The 13,999-nt window shown below is 37.7% G+C and carries 12 protein-coding genes; 4 read left to right on the top strand and 8 right to left on the bottom strand.

What is annotated here, in order from left to right; genetic code table 11:
* Positions 1–5: 5 nt before the first annotated feature.
* The gene (locus ORNRH_RS10240; protein WP_014791771.1) at positions 6–923 is read left to right on the top strand and encodes a dihydrodipicolinate synthase family protein; all 918 of its coding nucleotides are present in this window, start codon (positions 6–8) and stop codon (positions 921–923) included.
* A gap of 110 nt (positions 924–1,033) precedes the next feature.
* Entirely contained in the window at positions 1,034–1,387 is a 354-nt protein-coding gene (locus tag ORNRH_RS11720; RefSeq protein WP_014791772.1) for an SdpI family protein, read from the top strand.
* Positions 1,388–1,643: 256 nt separating this feature from the next.
* On the opposite strand, the gene ORNRH_RS10250 is transcribed toward ORNRH_RS11720, so the two are convergent.
* The 3 genes from ORNRH_RS10250 to ORNRH_RS10260 are packed head-to-tail and all read right to left on the bottom strand — an operon-like array spanning position 1,644 to position 4,781.
* A complete protein-coding gene (locus tag ORNRH_RS10250; RefSeq protein WP_014791773.1) occupies positions 1,644–2,903 on the bottom strand; it encodes an aminotransferase class I/II-fold pyridoxal phosphate-dependent enzyme in 1,260 nt (419 codons plus the stop codon).
* A gap of 21 nt (positions 2,904–2,924) precedes the next feature.
* Entirely contained in the window at positions 2,925–3,776 is an 852-nt protein-coding gene (locus ORNRH_RS10255; RefSeq protein ID WP_014791774.1) for an SDR family oxidoreductase, read from the bottom strand.
* Positions 3,777–3,782: 6 nt separating this feature from the next.
* Positions 3,783–4,781 carry a PLP-dependent cysteine synthase family protein gene (locus tag ORNRH_RS10260; RefSeq protein ID WP_014791775.1) on the bottom strand — a complete coding sequence of 333 codons (999 nt, stop codon included), beginning with the start codon at positions 4,779–4,781 and terminating at the stop codon, positions 3,783–3,785.
* Positions 4,782–5,118: 337 nt separating this feature from the next.
* On the opposite strand from ORNRH_RS10260, the gene ORNRH_RS10265 reads away from it, so the two are divergent.
* The gene (locus ORNRH_RS10265) at positions 5,119–6,003 is read left to right on the top strand and encodes an IS982 family transposase (RefSeq protein WP_014791059.1); all 885 of its coding nucleotides are present in this window, start codon (positions 5,119–5,121) and stop codon (positions 6,001–6,003) included.
* Here the strand turns inward: ORNRH_RS10265 and ORNRH_RS10270 are convergent.
* The 4 genes from ORNRH_RS10270 to ORNRH_RS10285 form a co-directional block, all read right to left on the bottom strand.
* The gene (locus ORNRH_RS10270; protein WP_014791777.1) at positions 5,980–6,186 is read right to left on the bottom strand and encodes a hypothetical protein; all 207 of its coding nucleotides are present in this window, start codon (positions 6,184–6,186) and stop codon (positions 5,980–5,982) included. The two genes, ORNRH_RS10265 and ORNRH_RS10270, sit on opposite strands and share 24 nt — an antisense overlap.
* 41 nt (positions 6,187–6,227) lie before the next feature.
* Positions 6,228–6,686, bottom strand: coding sequence for a hypothetical protein (locus tag ORNRH_RS10275; protein ID WP_014791778.1), 459 nt, complete (start codon positions 6,684–6,686; stop codon positions 6,228–6,230).
* A gap of 79 nt (positions 6,687–6,765) precedes the next feature.
* Entirely contained in the window at positions 6,766–9,891 is a 3,126-nt protein-coding gene (locus ORNRH_RS10280; RefSeq protein ID WP_014791779.1) for a glycoside hydrolase family 2 TIM barrel-domain containing protein, read from the bottom strand.
* Between the two features lie 29 nt (positions 9,892–9,920).
* The gene (locus ORNRH_RS10285; RefSeq protein ID WP_221403025.1) at positions 9,921–11,567 is read right to left on the bottom strand and encodes a beta-N-acetylhexosaminidase; all 1,647 of its coding nucleotides are present in this window, start codon (positions 11,565–11,567) and stop codon (positions 9,921–9,923) included.
* A 255-nt stretch (positions 11,568–11,822) separates the two neighbouring features.
* On the opposite strand from ORNRH_RS10285, the gene serS reads away from it, so the two are divergent.
* Complete coding sequence (gene serS, locus ORNRH_RS10290) at positions 11,823–13,085, top strand: serine--tRNA ligase (protein ID WP_014791781.1); 1,263 nt, start codon at positions 11,823–11,825, stop codon at positions 13,083–13,085.
* Positions 13,086–13,379: 294 nt separating this feature from the next.
* Here serS and ORNRH_RS10295 read toward each other — a convergent pair whose 3' ends face one another.
* A complete protein-coding gene (locus ORNRH_RS10295) occupies positions 13,380–13,976 on the bottom strand; it encodes an MliC family protein (protein ID WP_014791783.1) in 597 nt (198 codons plus the stop codon).
* Between the last annotated feature and the right edge of the window lie 23 nt (positions 13,977–13,999).

Here is a 13,999-nt window from a genome sequence, read left to right on the forward strand (position 1 = left end):
AAAATATGGAAAAAATACAAGGACTCATCGTTGCACCCTTTACGCCGTTTGACAAAGCTGGCGAGGTGAATTATGACATCATTCCGCAATATGCCGAAATGCTCAGAAAAAATGGGCTAAAAGGCGTTTTTATCAACGGTTCGTCGGGAGAGGGCTATATGCTCACTACCGAGGAGCGCATTCAACTAGCCGAAAAATGGAAAGCGTCTGTGCCAGCTGATTTTAAAATCATTGTGCATGTAGGGAGCACTTGCGTGAAAGATAGCAAAAAAATGGCTGAGCATGCCCAAGCCCTAGGCGTGTTTGGGATAGGCTCTATGGCTCCGCCGTTTCCAAAAATTGGGCGAGTAGAAGAGTTGATTGCCTATTGCCAAAAAATTACAGAAGGAGCACCCGATTTGCCATTCTACTATTACCACATTCCAGTGTTCAATGGGGCGTATCTGTCTATGGTAGAATTTTTGGAAAAAGCCGACCAAAAGTTACCAAGCCTTGCGGGCATTAAATATACCTACGAAAATATGTACGAGTTTAACCAATGTAAATTTGTGCAAAACGGGAAATATGATATGCTCCATGGGCAAGACGAAACACTTTTGGCGAGTTTGGCAATGAGCAAAACCCAAGGCGGCATTAGTGGCACTGCCAACTATGTGGGCAATGTGCTTGTGGGCGTAATGGAGGCATGGCAAAAAGGAAACTTAGAAAAAGCCCGAATTTTGCAAAATTATAATCAAGAAGTCATCAATGTGATTGTAAAATACCGAGGAAACATCGTAGGAGGAAAACGCATCATGAAATTGATGGGCTTAGATTTAGGCGAAAACAGAGTGCCGTTTAGAAATGTTACAGCCGAGGAAGAAGCCGCTTTATTAAAAGATTTAGAAGCTATAGATTTCTTTAATAAATGTAACGAACTTTAATATTTTTTGAAATAAAAACAGCAAGCGCGAAACTTTTTCGCGCTTTTTTTGTGATTGAAAAATAGCAGAATTTTAAATTTTTTATTTATTTTTAGTCAAAATTATTTTTCATGGAATCTGGAGTTATTGAACTTTTATTAATTGATTTGATTTTGATGTTATTGCCAGTTGTTTTTTATTTCTTTCCGCCCAAAAAAATGAATTCATTGTATGGTTACAGAACCCTAAAATCTTTTAAAGACCAAAGATCTTGGGATTTTGCACAAAGGTATTCCGCAAAAAGATTGTTGCAGATTTCATTTATAATCATGTTGTTGCAAATAACAATGATACTTTTGGGCGTTGATGCCAATATTGAAAATTCATATTTGTTACTAGTAACATTACTAAGTTATATAATAGGGCTAATTATTTGTGTAATATCAACAGAAATAGCATTAAAAAAACTTCAAGAAAACGCTTAAGATAAATAGGGTGATCTATTTTTGTCATTCCAAACTATAGATTTTTATTCATATTTGTTATTTTGAAATTAATTCAGAATCTTAGTGCGCTAGACCCTGAAACAAGTTCAGGGTGACACGCGTGAGGAAATTGTGCGTGGAGTCATTGCGAATTTGATTTTAAGACCATTGTGTCATTCCGAACTTGATTAGGAATTCATAAAAAAACTCCGCTTATCGCTAAGCGGAGTTTTTTTATTATGATTAAAAACGAATTTTAGTATTGTTGGTAATCTAAATTCATTTCGTCTTCCATTTTAGCATAAACGCCAGAAGTCAATTTTTCGCGAATAGCTTTGAAGGCTTCGATTGTTTCTTTGATTTCGGCATCGGTGTGTGCTGCAGTTGGGATCAAACGCAATAGAATCATTCCTTTTGGAATTACAGGATATACCACGATACTTGTGAAGATTCCAAAGTTTTCGCGCAAGTCTTTTACCAATAAAGTTCCTTCTACGGTGGATCCTTCTAAGAATACTGGCGTAACGCAGGTTGAGGTATTTCCTAAATTGAAACCAGCTTCGCGCAATCCGTTTTGTAATTTATTGGTGTTTTCCCAGAGTTTATCTTTTAATTCTGGCATGGTTTGTAGCATGTCAAGTCTTTTCAATGCACCTACTACGAGTGGCATTGGCAAAGATTTAGCAAAGATTTGAGAACGCATGTTGTATTTTAGGTACTCAATCATTTGTTTTTCGCCTGCTACGAATGCACCAACACTTGCCATAGATTTAGCAAAAGTAGAGAAGTACACATCAATTTCATCTTGCACGCCTTGCTCTTCGCCGGCACCAGCACCAGTTTTGCCCAAAGTACCGAATCCGTGTGCGTCGTCTACCAAAAGTCTGAAATTGTATTTTTTCTTAAGTGCTACCACTTCTTTTAAGTTTCCTTGCTGTCCGCGCATTCCGAAAACTCCTTCTGTGATAACAAGGATTCCGCCTCCTGTTTTTTCGGTGATTTTTTCGGCACGACCTAGCATTTTTTCTAAACTTTCGGCATCGTTGTGTTGGTAAGTAAATCTCTTACCCATGTGTAGGCGAACACCGTCTACGATACAAGCGTGCGAATCGCTATCATACACCACAACATCTTTTGGGCTAAGTAATGCGTCGATGATTGAAAGCATTCCTTGGTATCCGAAGTTTAATAAATAAGCAGCTTCTTTCTGAACGAATTTAGCCAAACGCTGTTCTAGCTCTTCGTGTTTATCAGTCTGTCCAGACATGGCACGCGCTCCCATAGGGTATGCAAGCCCGTATTGTGCAGCCGCTTCGGCATCAGTTTTTCTGATTTCTGGGTGATTGGCAAGTCCCAAATAGTTGTTTAAACTCCAGCAAATTACTTCTTTGCCTTGGAATTTCATTCTTGGGCCAAGTTCCCCTTCAAGTTTTGGGAAGATGAAATAACCTTCGCCATAGTCTGCAAATTGTCCTAACGGACCTCTGTTTTCTTTTATTCTTTCAAAAATATCCATAATTCGTATTTAATTTTATTTTTATGATTCTTGTGTAAGTTTTTTTAAATCTTTGTAGAAAATCTTGTCGAGCATGCGATCTGGAATGAGGTACATCGCAGCTTTAAACATTAATTTTTTTGGAGCCACGACATAGCGTGCTTTAGGTTTTTTAGCTACAAAAGCTTCCCACGCTTTGTCGGCAACAGCTTCCACGGGCAAGCCGATTTTCTCTATTTCGTCTACCGCCTTGTCTAATTGTGCAAAGATTTCACCATAATCGGTGTCTTTATACGGATTTCCGCCTGATTTGGCTTTGCCCCAAATTTCAGTTTTGATTGGTCCTGGCTCAATTAAAACCACCTCTACGCCGTAAATCATAAGCTCTCTTCTGAGTGCATCGTAGATGGCTTCTATGGCGTGTTTAGACGATGAATAAGGTCCTAGCATGGGGCGTGTCATCACGCCAGCGGTAGAGCTAATTTGAATGACTTTTCCTTGCCATTTGGCTTCTTTTGAGGCACCGAGTAGCCACAATAGTTTTTGTGTAAGATATACGGGGGCAAAGACATTTACCTCGTATTGTTGTCTTAATTCTTCAATCGGCACATGCTGAATAGGTCCATATTTGGCAACTCCTGCGTTGTTTACTAGTACGCTCAAGCCTTTTTTGCCCACCACTTTGTGGATTTCTTCCACGGCTTTGTCCACTGCAGGATAATCTGTTGTATCAAAAACTAGCGTGTGAAAAGTATTTGGGTATTTTTCTTCGAAATATTTGGCATCTTCTTTTTTGCGAACGCTCCCGAAGACATACAAGCCTTTGGCTAAAAACTTTTCGCAAATGGCTTTTCCTATTCCAGAGGAAACGCCAGTAACTACTGCATATCTCATAATTTTTTATTTTTTATCGATGTTAAAGCCTTGTTGCGCCATCCAATCGTCGCTGTACACTTTGTTCATGTAGCGAGAGCCATGGTCTGGGAATACCACAACGCTCACGGCATCGGCTGGTAAATTATCCTTGTATTGCAATAATCCTTGCAAAACGGCACCGCTCGTATAGCCGCCCATGATTCCTTCTTGCAGAGCCAATTCGCGTGTGCGGTAGGCACTTTGCTCATCGTTTACTTTTACATATTCATCAATTACCGAAAAATCGGTGGCACCAGGGATTAAGTTTTTGCCCAAGCCCTCGATTTGGTAAGAATGAATTAAACTTTTATCTAATTCTCCCGTTTCGTGATAATGTTTAATCACAGAGCCATCGGCATCTACACCGATGATTTTGATGTTTGGATTTTGTTCCTTTAAATATCTAGCAATTCCTGAAATGGTTCCGCCAGTGCCAGAGCAAGCAAATAAATGTGTGATTTTGCCCTCTGTTTGTTCCCAAATCTCCTTGCCCGTAGAGTGGTAATGGGCTTCGATATTTTTGGGATTAAAGTATTGATTGATGTAAATAGAATTTGGAGTTTCTTCGGCGATGCGTCTTGCCGTTTCGTAATAGGAGCGAGGGTCGTCGGCAGGAACATTGGCAGGGCACATATGCACTTCTGCACCCAATGCTTTGAGAAATGCAATTTTGTCTTCCTTGGTTTTATCGCTCACGGCTACGATACATTTGTAGCCTTTTACAATGGCATTCATAGCAATAGCAAAGCCCGTGTTGCCAGAGGTAGTTTCTACAATCGTGGCACCGGGCTTTAGCAAGCCTTTTTCTTCGGCATCTTCTATAATGTATTTTGCGATTCGGTCTTTGGCAGAATGTCCTGGATTGAACATTTCAAGCTTTGCAAAGACTTCGCCAGGAACCGATTGCGTAATGCGATTGAGGCGCACCATGGGGGTGTTCCCGATGAGTTCAAGTATATTGTTATAAATCTTTTTTGTTTCCACAAAAATGAGTTTTTGTAATTAAAAAGCTAAGGTACGAATTTTAAATGAATGATTGTTCTTTTTGTGCTGTGAAACTTTAGATAATTAATGGTTTTAATCGTAGTAAAATGCAATTATAAAGGTTTTTTAAGGTTTGAGTCTATATTTAAAATGTCCCAAAGCTCTTCAGCTAAGTTTATTAATTTATTATTCAGTTCTGGAATATATTTAATACAATAATCGTCGATATCAATCTCTTCGTAGTCCAAATCTTTACTAACCCGTAGTGCATTATAAAAAAGGTTGCCCATGAGCCTAAAGAAAAGTAAATTGCATTGGTTACCAATCAAATACAATTATGAGCAACCTAGAGGCAAGTTACAATTTTATTTTGAATAAACTAATAGAATTTTCAGGAACTGAAAATTTCTATTTTAAACCAGTGAAACCAAAATTATCTGATATAGAGCTGATAAGCTTAATTATTTTAGCAGAATTTAAATCTATCGATTCTGAGTACCAGCTTTTTAGAGAGATAAAAGGTTGGGCTATTGAATCTAAAATTGAAAGGAGTGTTTACAACAGAAGAAAACGAAAACTCTTCCCTTTTCTTGAAGAAATTAGGTGCAAAATGGTGAAAAAGTTCAATGATTTTGAAAACTATTTCTTGGTGGACAGCATGCCTTTAGAAGTGTGTAAATTATCCCGCTCTTCCAGAAGCAAAATCTGTAAAGAAAATAGCTTTTCAATGCCAAATAAAGGTTTTTGTGCTTCTCAAAATCTACACTTTTATGGTTACAAGCTACATGCGATCTGTTCTATTGCTGGTGTGTTCCAAAGTTTTGACTTATCTCCCGCCTCCGTTCACGACATTCATTATTTGAAAGACATAAAACTTCAAATTTCTGATTGCGTGTTACTTGGAGACAGGGGCTATCTTTCTCAAACGGTTCAGCTTGACTTGTTCAATGAGGTAAAAATCCAGTTAGAAACCCCTAAAAGAAAAAATCAAAAAGATTACAAACCTCAGTTCTATCCATTCAGAAAGTGTAGAAAACGTATAGAAACTTTATTCTCGCAGTTGTGTGACCAATTTATGATACGGCGTAATTATGCCAAATCTTTTGAAGGATTCAAAACAAGAATATTGGCAAAAATTACCTCCTTGACTACTATTCAATATCTCAATAAATTTGTCTTTCATAGTAACATTAACAATTTAAAAATTAACCTCATTCGATAATGCACTACGGGTTTTACTAGTTAAATTTTTTTCAGGGGAAAAGGATATTTCAAAATCCTCATCATCTCTCAATCCTTTAAAAAGAACAATACCTCTATGTTTTAGTTTATTGGCCATTTCTGAATTGTAGTCATTTATTCCTTTTTTATCTTTAAATTCATCTTTATTTTCACCTTCATACAATTTTTTAAAGATTGTAAGTACTTTGTCATTTTTCTTCGTTTTTAAAAGTTTCTTAAACCTTTTTTCTCTATTTTTTTCATCTCTTCGTCGTAATCACTTTTAGAGTTTATCTCTAGACTTTCTTTTTTCAAATAAAACCAAAGTATCTGTAAAAATAAATCTCTGACACTTTGGTATTGTATAATTGAATTCATGAGATAATTGCTTCTAATAAAGATTTGTCCCCTGTATCCATCTCTCCAATTAATCGGCGATTTGTGTAATTTGACAAAAGCCATAAATGCAGAGAAACGAGCGAAGTAAATTAAGTCTATTAAGGTTTTATATTTTTTGTAAATTATAAAGATTGTCTTAGCTTCTTTATCTTCTTTGCCAAAAATATAAGCGCCTATATCGCCTTTTCTATGTTCTAAATATTTTAAACTTTTTAAATATTCATTTTCAAGTTCATTTAATTCTTCAAGGCTATAATCTTTACCTTTGTAATTTATTCGTAACATACTTTTAATATTTCTCATAAAGATATAAAAAAAATCCCAAATTCATATGAATTTGGGATTTTAAAAAAAAACTCAATTATTATTGATTAAATGGAATTATTCGGTATGAGTATTCGTATGGTTTGTAGAGATAAACTCTGTACTTCTCTAGTGGTAATGATCCCCAGCTATTGATTCCGCCTAAACCTAATTGGTTAAGGTCGATATCAAGATGCACATTTTTATCATACTCCAATTCGCCTGAATGCGTTTGCCCTTTTTCTTCCCCAGGATATAATTGTTCTGGAGCATATGGCAATGCATTGATGTTTAAGAAAACGCTTTGTGGCTCGATGGTGAATCCGCTGCCGTCGTTTCTAGTGATTTTGGCATAGCGCACATCTGATTTGTTACCAGATTCTTGCGGACGAATGTATGGGTGGTATTGGTCTTTGATGGCTCCTTTGTATAAGCCTACCATAGCTGATTGTTTTCTGTCTTGGTAGCTTTCCCATGGACCACGACCATACCATTCAATATTAGTGAAATCGATAGGCAAAATCATGTGTGTTCCAATTTTAAAGCTTATGGCTTTGTCATCATTTTTTAGCGGCGTGTATTTATTGTCTATCAAAATACTTCCTGCCGCGTCAAAAGTGAGTGTTTGTGTGAATTGGATAGTTTTGTCTACTAATTTTTTCGCGATAATCACTTGGATTTCTCCTGTGTTTAGGGCTTTGTAGCTTACGCTTTCCACTTCGCCATTTTGGTCTGCATCTTTTAAAATTTTGTAATTCTTAGGCAATCTAGCTCCAAAGTCGTTATCAGTTCCAGGACGCCAGAAATTAGCATAAGGACCTTGCTCGAAAATTACTTTTCCATCTACGGTGTAGTTTTCTAATCTACCTTTAGTCTTAGAAATAGTAGCAGAGAAATTAGCATCGCTTATGCTGATGTTTTGTGCATTTTCATCTACATTGATGGTGGCTTGCTGTGGCGTGTAGGCCTGTCTACGATATTGAGATAGTACAAATTCTCCAAAGGCAAGTGGAGTGTGTGCGTCTAAGATTCCTTCTTTAGCTTTGGTGTAAGCGGTAAGTTGCAAAATGTATTCGCCGTCGTTTCCTGCGGTGAATGGTAATTTATAGTTTTTGCTTTTTTGTGCAGCGATACCAGTTGGTTCAAAATCGCCTTCGTTTACTACTTTTCCATCTTTTAATAATTGCCAATGAATGATGAAATTATCCAAAGATTTAAAGAAATACTTGTTTTTCACATTTACGATACCATTTCTGTAGGTAAATCCGATAAATTGCTGAACGCGGCGCACTTCGTATGCATGTGGGTGCAAAGTGTGGTTGGGTCCTATGACACCATTGTTCAAGAAATTGTTGTCGCTTGGAGTGTTCTTATCGCCCCAGTCTCCGCCGTAGCCATAAATTGTTTTTCCGTTTACTTTTTTCTCAACTCCTTGATCCATCCAGTCCCAGATAAATCCACCCATAAGCGAAGGGTATTTTTCATACAAATCCCAATACTCTTGGTGTCCGCCCAAGCTATTGCCCATTGCGTGAGAGTATTCGCATTGAATGAATGGCTTTGTAGGATTGCTATTTACATAATCAATTAAGAATTGAGGATCACGATACATGCGAGATTCCATGTCGATGTTCCAATCTCTTGCTGCGATTTCGTAATGAATAGGGCGAGATGGGTCTAGACCTTTCAAGGCTTTGTAACCTTGGTAGAAATTCCAACCATTACCCGATTCGTTCCCCATACTCCAAGCAAAGATACTCGGGTGGTTTTTGTCGCGTTGTTCCATGCGAGTGATGCGCATTACATGCGCTTTTTCCCACTCTGGTTTGTTTGCCAAAGTTTTGTCTGCGCTGTAGAACATTCCGTGGTTTTCCACATTGGCTTCATCCATTACATAAAGCCCATATTTGTCGCATAAATCATAGAAATAAGGATCGTTCGGGTAGTGCGAAGTACGCACGGCATTCATGTTAAGCTCTTTCATCATCTTAACATCTTTTTCCATATCCTCTCTAGAGATAATTTGTCCTGTTTTAGAATTAGCATCGTGGCGGTTTACCCCTTTGATTTTTACAGGGACTCCGTTGATTAAAAACAGAGGACCTTTGATTTCCACAGTTCTAAATCCCGTAGGACGACGAATTACTTCTTGCAATTTTCCGTCTTTATCTCTTAAAATTAATTCTAGGGTATAAAGATTTGGAGTTTCTGCTGTCCAAGGCTTAGCATTTGGAATATTAGCTAAAAATTGATTTTCAGTTTTTCCGTGAGGCATTTTTAGTCTAGATAAAGCTTGCTTGCCTGTCCAAACTTTTTTGCCTTGGTCGTCGTACAAATTCGCTTCGATGGTGCTTTTTTCTTGGTTTTCATCAGTATTATTAAATGCCTGAACACGAAGGCGCATTTCTCCATCTTTGTAATGATTCACTAATTGAGAAATTGCTTCGTAATCATAAAAATGCATTTTTGGTCTGGCATAGAGGTAGCAATCTCTCGTGATTCCAGAGAGTCTCCACATATCTTGAGCTTCTAGGAAACTTGCATCGCTCCAGCGGTGCACTTCTAGTGCTATGAGGTTTTTGCCAGGTTTAACATATTTGGTAATATTAAATTCTGATGGAAGTTTGCTATCCTTGCCAAATCCTACATATTTACCATTTACATAAAGTTTAAACGCTGATTTTACAGCTCCTAGATGAATAAAGATTTCGCTTCCGTCCCAATTATTAGGTATTTCAATTACTCTACGATATGCAGCTGCGGGCTGATCCACTGTGTCTGGAATGTTAGGTGGTTGCGGATTTTTCATCGCAAATTCGAAACTTTCGTTTACATAAATTGGCGTTCCGTATCCATTAAATTCCCAAGTGGCAGGAACTTTAAAATTGTCCCATTTAGCATCATTAAACTTAGTGGCATAGAAATCTTTGGGCAATTGTTTGCGGTCTTTTACCCATTTAAATTTCCAAGTCCCATTCAAGTCTAAAAATCTTGAAGATGCAGACGGGTCGTTTTTCTTTGCAAGTTCCACCGATTCATAAGGGAAGTAGGTGGCTCGCATAGGCAAACGATTTTCTTCCTGCATCGCAGGATTTTCGTAATACGGGTCTAAATATGGTTTCTGTGCTTGCTGTGCCTGCATAGACATTGCACAGAGAAAACCCAACCCAATAAGCATTTTTTTCATATATGTTGAATTTTTATTTTAATTAAAATTTAGTAGGCCGTTTTGTCGTAATATTTAGGATAAAAATTAATTCCTTTAAGTTTCCATTCGTCGAAATGATATTCATTTAATCTTTTTACAAAATCATCAAAATTCTTATTTTCGAGTGGCGTCCAAGCCATTTCTGCAAAGGCTTGCATGCGTGGATAAATCATGTATTCGTAGTGCAAGACAGAGGACATAAACTCCGTCCACACGGCAAACTGAGTGCCTAGAACATATTTCTGTTGTTCAGGTGATAATTTATCCGAAGACGGATTATAAGCATACACCGCCTCGAGCGTATTGATCGAATATTTAGGAGCCCAATATTTGCCAATCTCGCTGCGATCTTGGTGTCTTATGAAATACAACGGATTACTTGGAGACATCACCACATCGTGTCCCATTTTTGCTGCAGCGATTCCGCCCTTTTCTCCGCGCCAGCTCATCACCGTAGCCGATGGGGCTAGTCCACCCTCCAAGATTTCGTCCCAGCCGAGGAGTTTTCGGTGGTGTTTGGTTAAGAATTTCTCTATTCTTTTAACGAAATAACTTTGTAGCTCGTGTGTGTCTTTTAAATTTTCCTTTTTCATTCGAGCTTGGCAAAGCGTACAAGTTTCCCAATGTTTTTTATCCACCTCATCGCCCCCGATATGAATGTATTCCGACGGGAAAATTTCCATAACTTCTTTTAAAATATTTTCTAAAAAAGTGAAAGTTTCATCTTTCCCCGCACAATACTCTAAATTAAACGAATCTCTGTATTCATCGGTATGATGTAAAATGGAATTTGGCGTTTTCTGAGCTTTTCCATTACAGCTAAATTGTGGATAAGCCGCCAAAGCTGCTCCGCTGTGTCCTGGCATTTCGATTTCAGGAATCACGGTAATGTTGCGTTCCTTGGCATACGCCACAATATCCTTGGCTTGCTCTTGTGTGTAGTAGCCGCCATAGAGATATTTTTCGCCCGTAGGCACCGTATCTTTTTGGTAAATTCGAGCTTTAGGGATTTCCATACGCCAAGCACCAATCTCTGTAAGCTTAGGATATTTTTTTATTTCCAAACGCCAGCCCTCGTTGTCGCACAAGTGCCATTGGAAAGTATTTACTTTATAAAAAGCCAACATATCAAGCGTTTGTTTAATGGCTTCGACCGAATAAAAATGACGACTCACATCGAGCATCATACCACGCCATTTATACCTTGGGTAATCTTTTATTTGTACACTTTGCACAATTAGCGGGGCATTGTTTCGCACCATTGGGAGCATTTGCAAAAGCGTTTGCACACCATAAAAAGCCCCCTCACGGCTATTGTATTTTATGGTAATTTTTTCGGGATTAATTTCAAGTTCATAGCCCTCTTTGCCGAGTGAAGTAGGAGCAGTTTGGCTAAAAACGATTACATTTTTACTAGGAGATTTAGCATCTTTTAAATGGTAGCCCGAAATTTCCACCATTTTATTTTTAAAATATTGAACCAATTTTTGAGTATCAGCATCTTTCGGGTAGTTTATGCGTGTTTTTTCTGTAATCAAAAACGAGCCCTCGCCTTTGTGCAGTTCCACGGGTTTTGGAATAATGTGAAATTGAGCCATTGCCGTGCCTAGAAATAAGCACAGAATCATTGCCCCAAATGTTTTATAAAATTTCATATTTTTTTAAACCTTAAAATACACAAATTTAATGAAAAAAAATTATTATCTCAATCCGAAATAACGCATAAAACCGCAGAAAATCCCATTTTTGATATGATTTTTGGCAGGCTTTTAAAAATGATTAAAAAATGTATTTTTAACACTAAGTTTTAATTTCAATTCATGGTAAATTAACCAAAAGCTAAAATCTAAGTTTTTTATTTTTATAAATTCGTTTTAAATAATTATTTTTGTTGAAAATTCAAGAATATTATGCTACTTGTAAACGAGATTAGAGAGCAACGCGCTCGTATTGAGGAAGGTCTTAAAAAAAGAAATATCGAAGATTTAAGCTTTTTAGACCAAATTATTGAACAAGATGATATAAGAAAACAAACTCAGTTTGAATTAGATAACGCACTTTCGGAATCCAACCAGCTTTCAAAGCAAATTGGCGAGCTTTTTAAATCTGGCAAGGCACAAGAAGCCAACGAACTTAAAGCTAAAACTGCGGATTTAAAAACTAAAACCAAAGAATTACAAGAGCAATTAAACGCTGCGAAACAGAAAGTGGAAGAATTATTATTCCAAATTCCGAATGTTTTGCACGAGTCTGTTCCATTTGGGAAAGGCGAAAACGAGAATGTGGAAGAGTTCAGAAGTGGCGACGAATATGATAGAGAAGGGCTGCCACACTGGGAATTGGCTAAAAAATATAATTTAATCGATTTTGAATTAGGAACTAAAATCACGGGAGCAGGTTTCCCAGTTTATCGTGGAAAAGGTGCCGTGTTACAGCGTTCTTTGATCAATTATTTCTTAAACAAAAACACAGCCGCAGGCTATGAGGAGTTTCAAATGCCGCTTATGGTAAACGAGGCTTCGGCTCGCGGAACAGGGCAATTGCCTGACAAAGAAGCGCAAATGTATGAAGTGCCACTTGACGGATTTTATTTAATCCCGACAGCTGAGGTGCCTGTGACCAATGTGTACCGCGATGTGATTTTGGAAGACAAAGATTTCCCGATTTTAATGACAGGTTACACGCCATGTTTCCGTCGTGAGGCAGGCTCTTATGGTAAAGATGTGAGAGGGCTCAATCGTTTGCACCAATTTGACAAAGTAGAAATTGTGCGTATTGAAAAGCCAGAAAATTCTTATGCCGCTCTAGAGGAAATGAAAAAACATGTCGCATCGATTTTAGATGAATTGGGCTTAACTTATAGAATTTTGCACCTTTGCGGTGGCGACACAGGATTTGCATCGGCGTCTACCTACGATTTTGAAGTTTGGTCTTCGGCACAAAAAAGATGGTTGGAGGTAAGTTCAGTTTCAAACTTTGAAACTTTCCAAGCCAATCGTTTAAAACTGAGATACAAAACCGAAAAAGGCACTGCACTTTGCCACACCTTAAACGGAAGTTCATTAGCTTTGCCACGCATCGTAGCGGCATTGCTTGAGCATTACCAAACCGAGGACGGAATCCAAATTCCAGAAGTATTGCAAGGACTTTGCGGTTTTGATGTGATTAAATAAATTAAATCAATACACAAAAAACAAAACGAAGATGAGAAGCGATTTTCATCTTCGTTTTTTTATGGTTTAAATTTTCCGATTCGGCTATTTCTAATCAGATTTTTATTCATATTTGTTATTCTGAATTAAATTCAGAATCTCTCTGTGCATCGTTGAGACCCTGAATCAAGTTCAGGGTGACATGCGTGTCACAAGTTTTCGTAGTGTCCTTCCGAACTCGATTTGGAATCTCCCTATGAAACAAAAAAAGCGTTCTCATAACGAGAACGCTTTAAGTTTATTTGGACTTAAAAATTATTTAGAAGTGTAAACAACTTTTGTATCACCTTGAACATACTCAGCAGTGTTATCACCTTTGTTTGTCCAAGTTGTAGTGTCGTCTTTGTATTCAGCACCTTTAGCCCAAGCTTGAGTTTGTGGTAAAACAGTTGTTTGACCATCTTGCTCTAATTTCACGAATAATTTATCTCCTTCGCTGTAGTAAGTAGCTTTGATGTCTTTAGCTCCTTCAGCAGAATACTCGTAAGAAAGTGGGCTGATTAATGTATAAGCTACATCACTTCCTACTTTATTTAAAGTTGATTCGTTTCCGTTTAGGCTTAAAGTATAAGCATCGTTGCTGTAAACTTCACCTTCTTTTTTAAGCTCAACTGGCTCAGCATCACCTACTTTTAAAGTAGCAGTTTCACCTTTTACCTCTGCAGTAACAAAGTCTCCAGTGTCGCTAGCTTTAAATACATAAGGGATAACCTCTGCAGGTGTAGCTTCCTCAGCTTGTTGTACTTGTTCTGTTGTAGTTGTGTTTTCTTCTTGCGCAGCTGCGTTATCTTTTTTCGAACAGCTAAATACCAAAAGGCTCGCAAATGTGATTGCTAAAACTGATTTTTTCATCTTTCTTGTAATTTTGAATTAAT

It is taken from the genome of Ornithobacterium rhinotracheale DSM 15997, assembly GCF_000265465.1.
Lineage (GTDB): Bacteria > Bacteroidota > Bacteroidia > Flavobacteriales > Weeksellaceae > Ornithobacterium > Ornithobacterium rhinotracheale.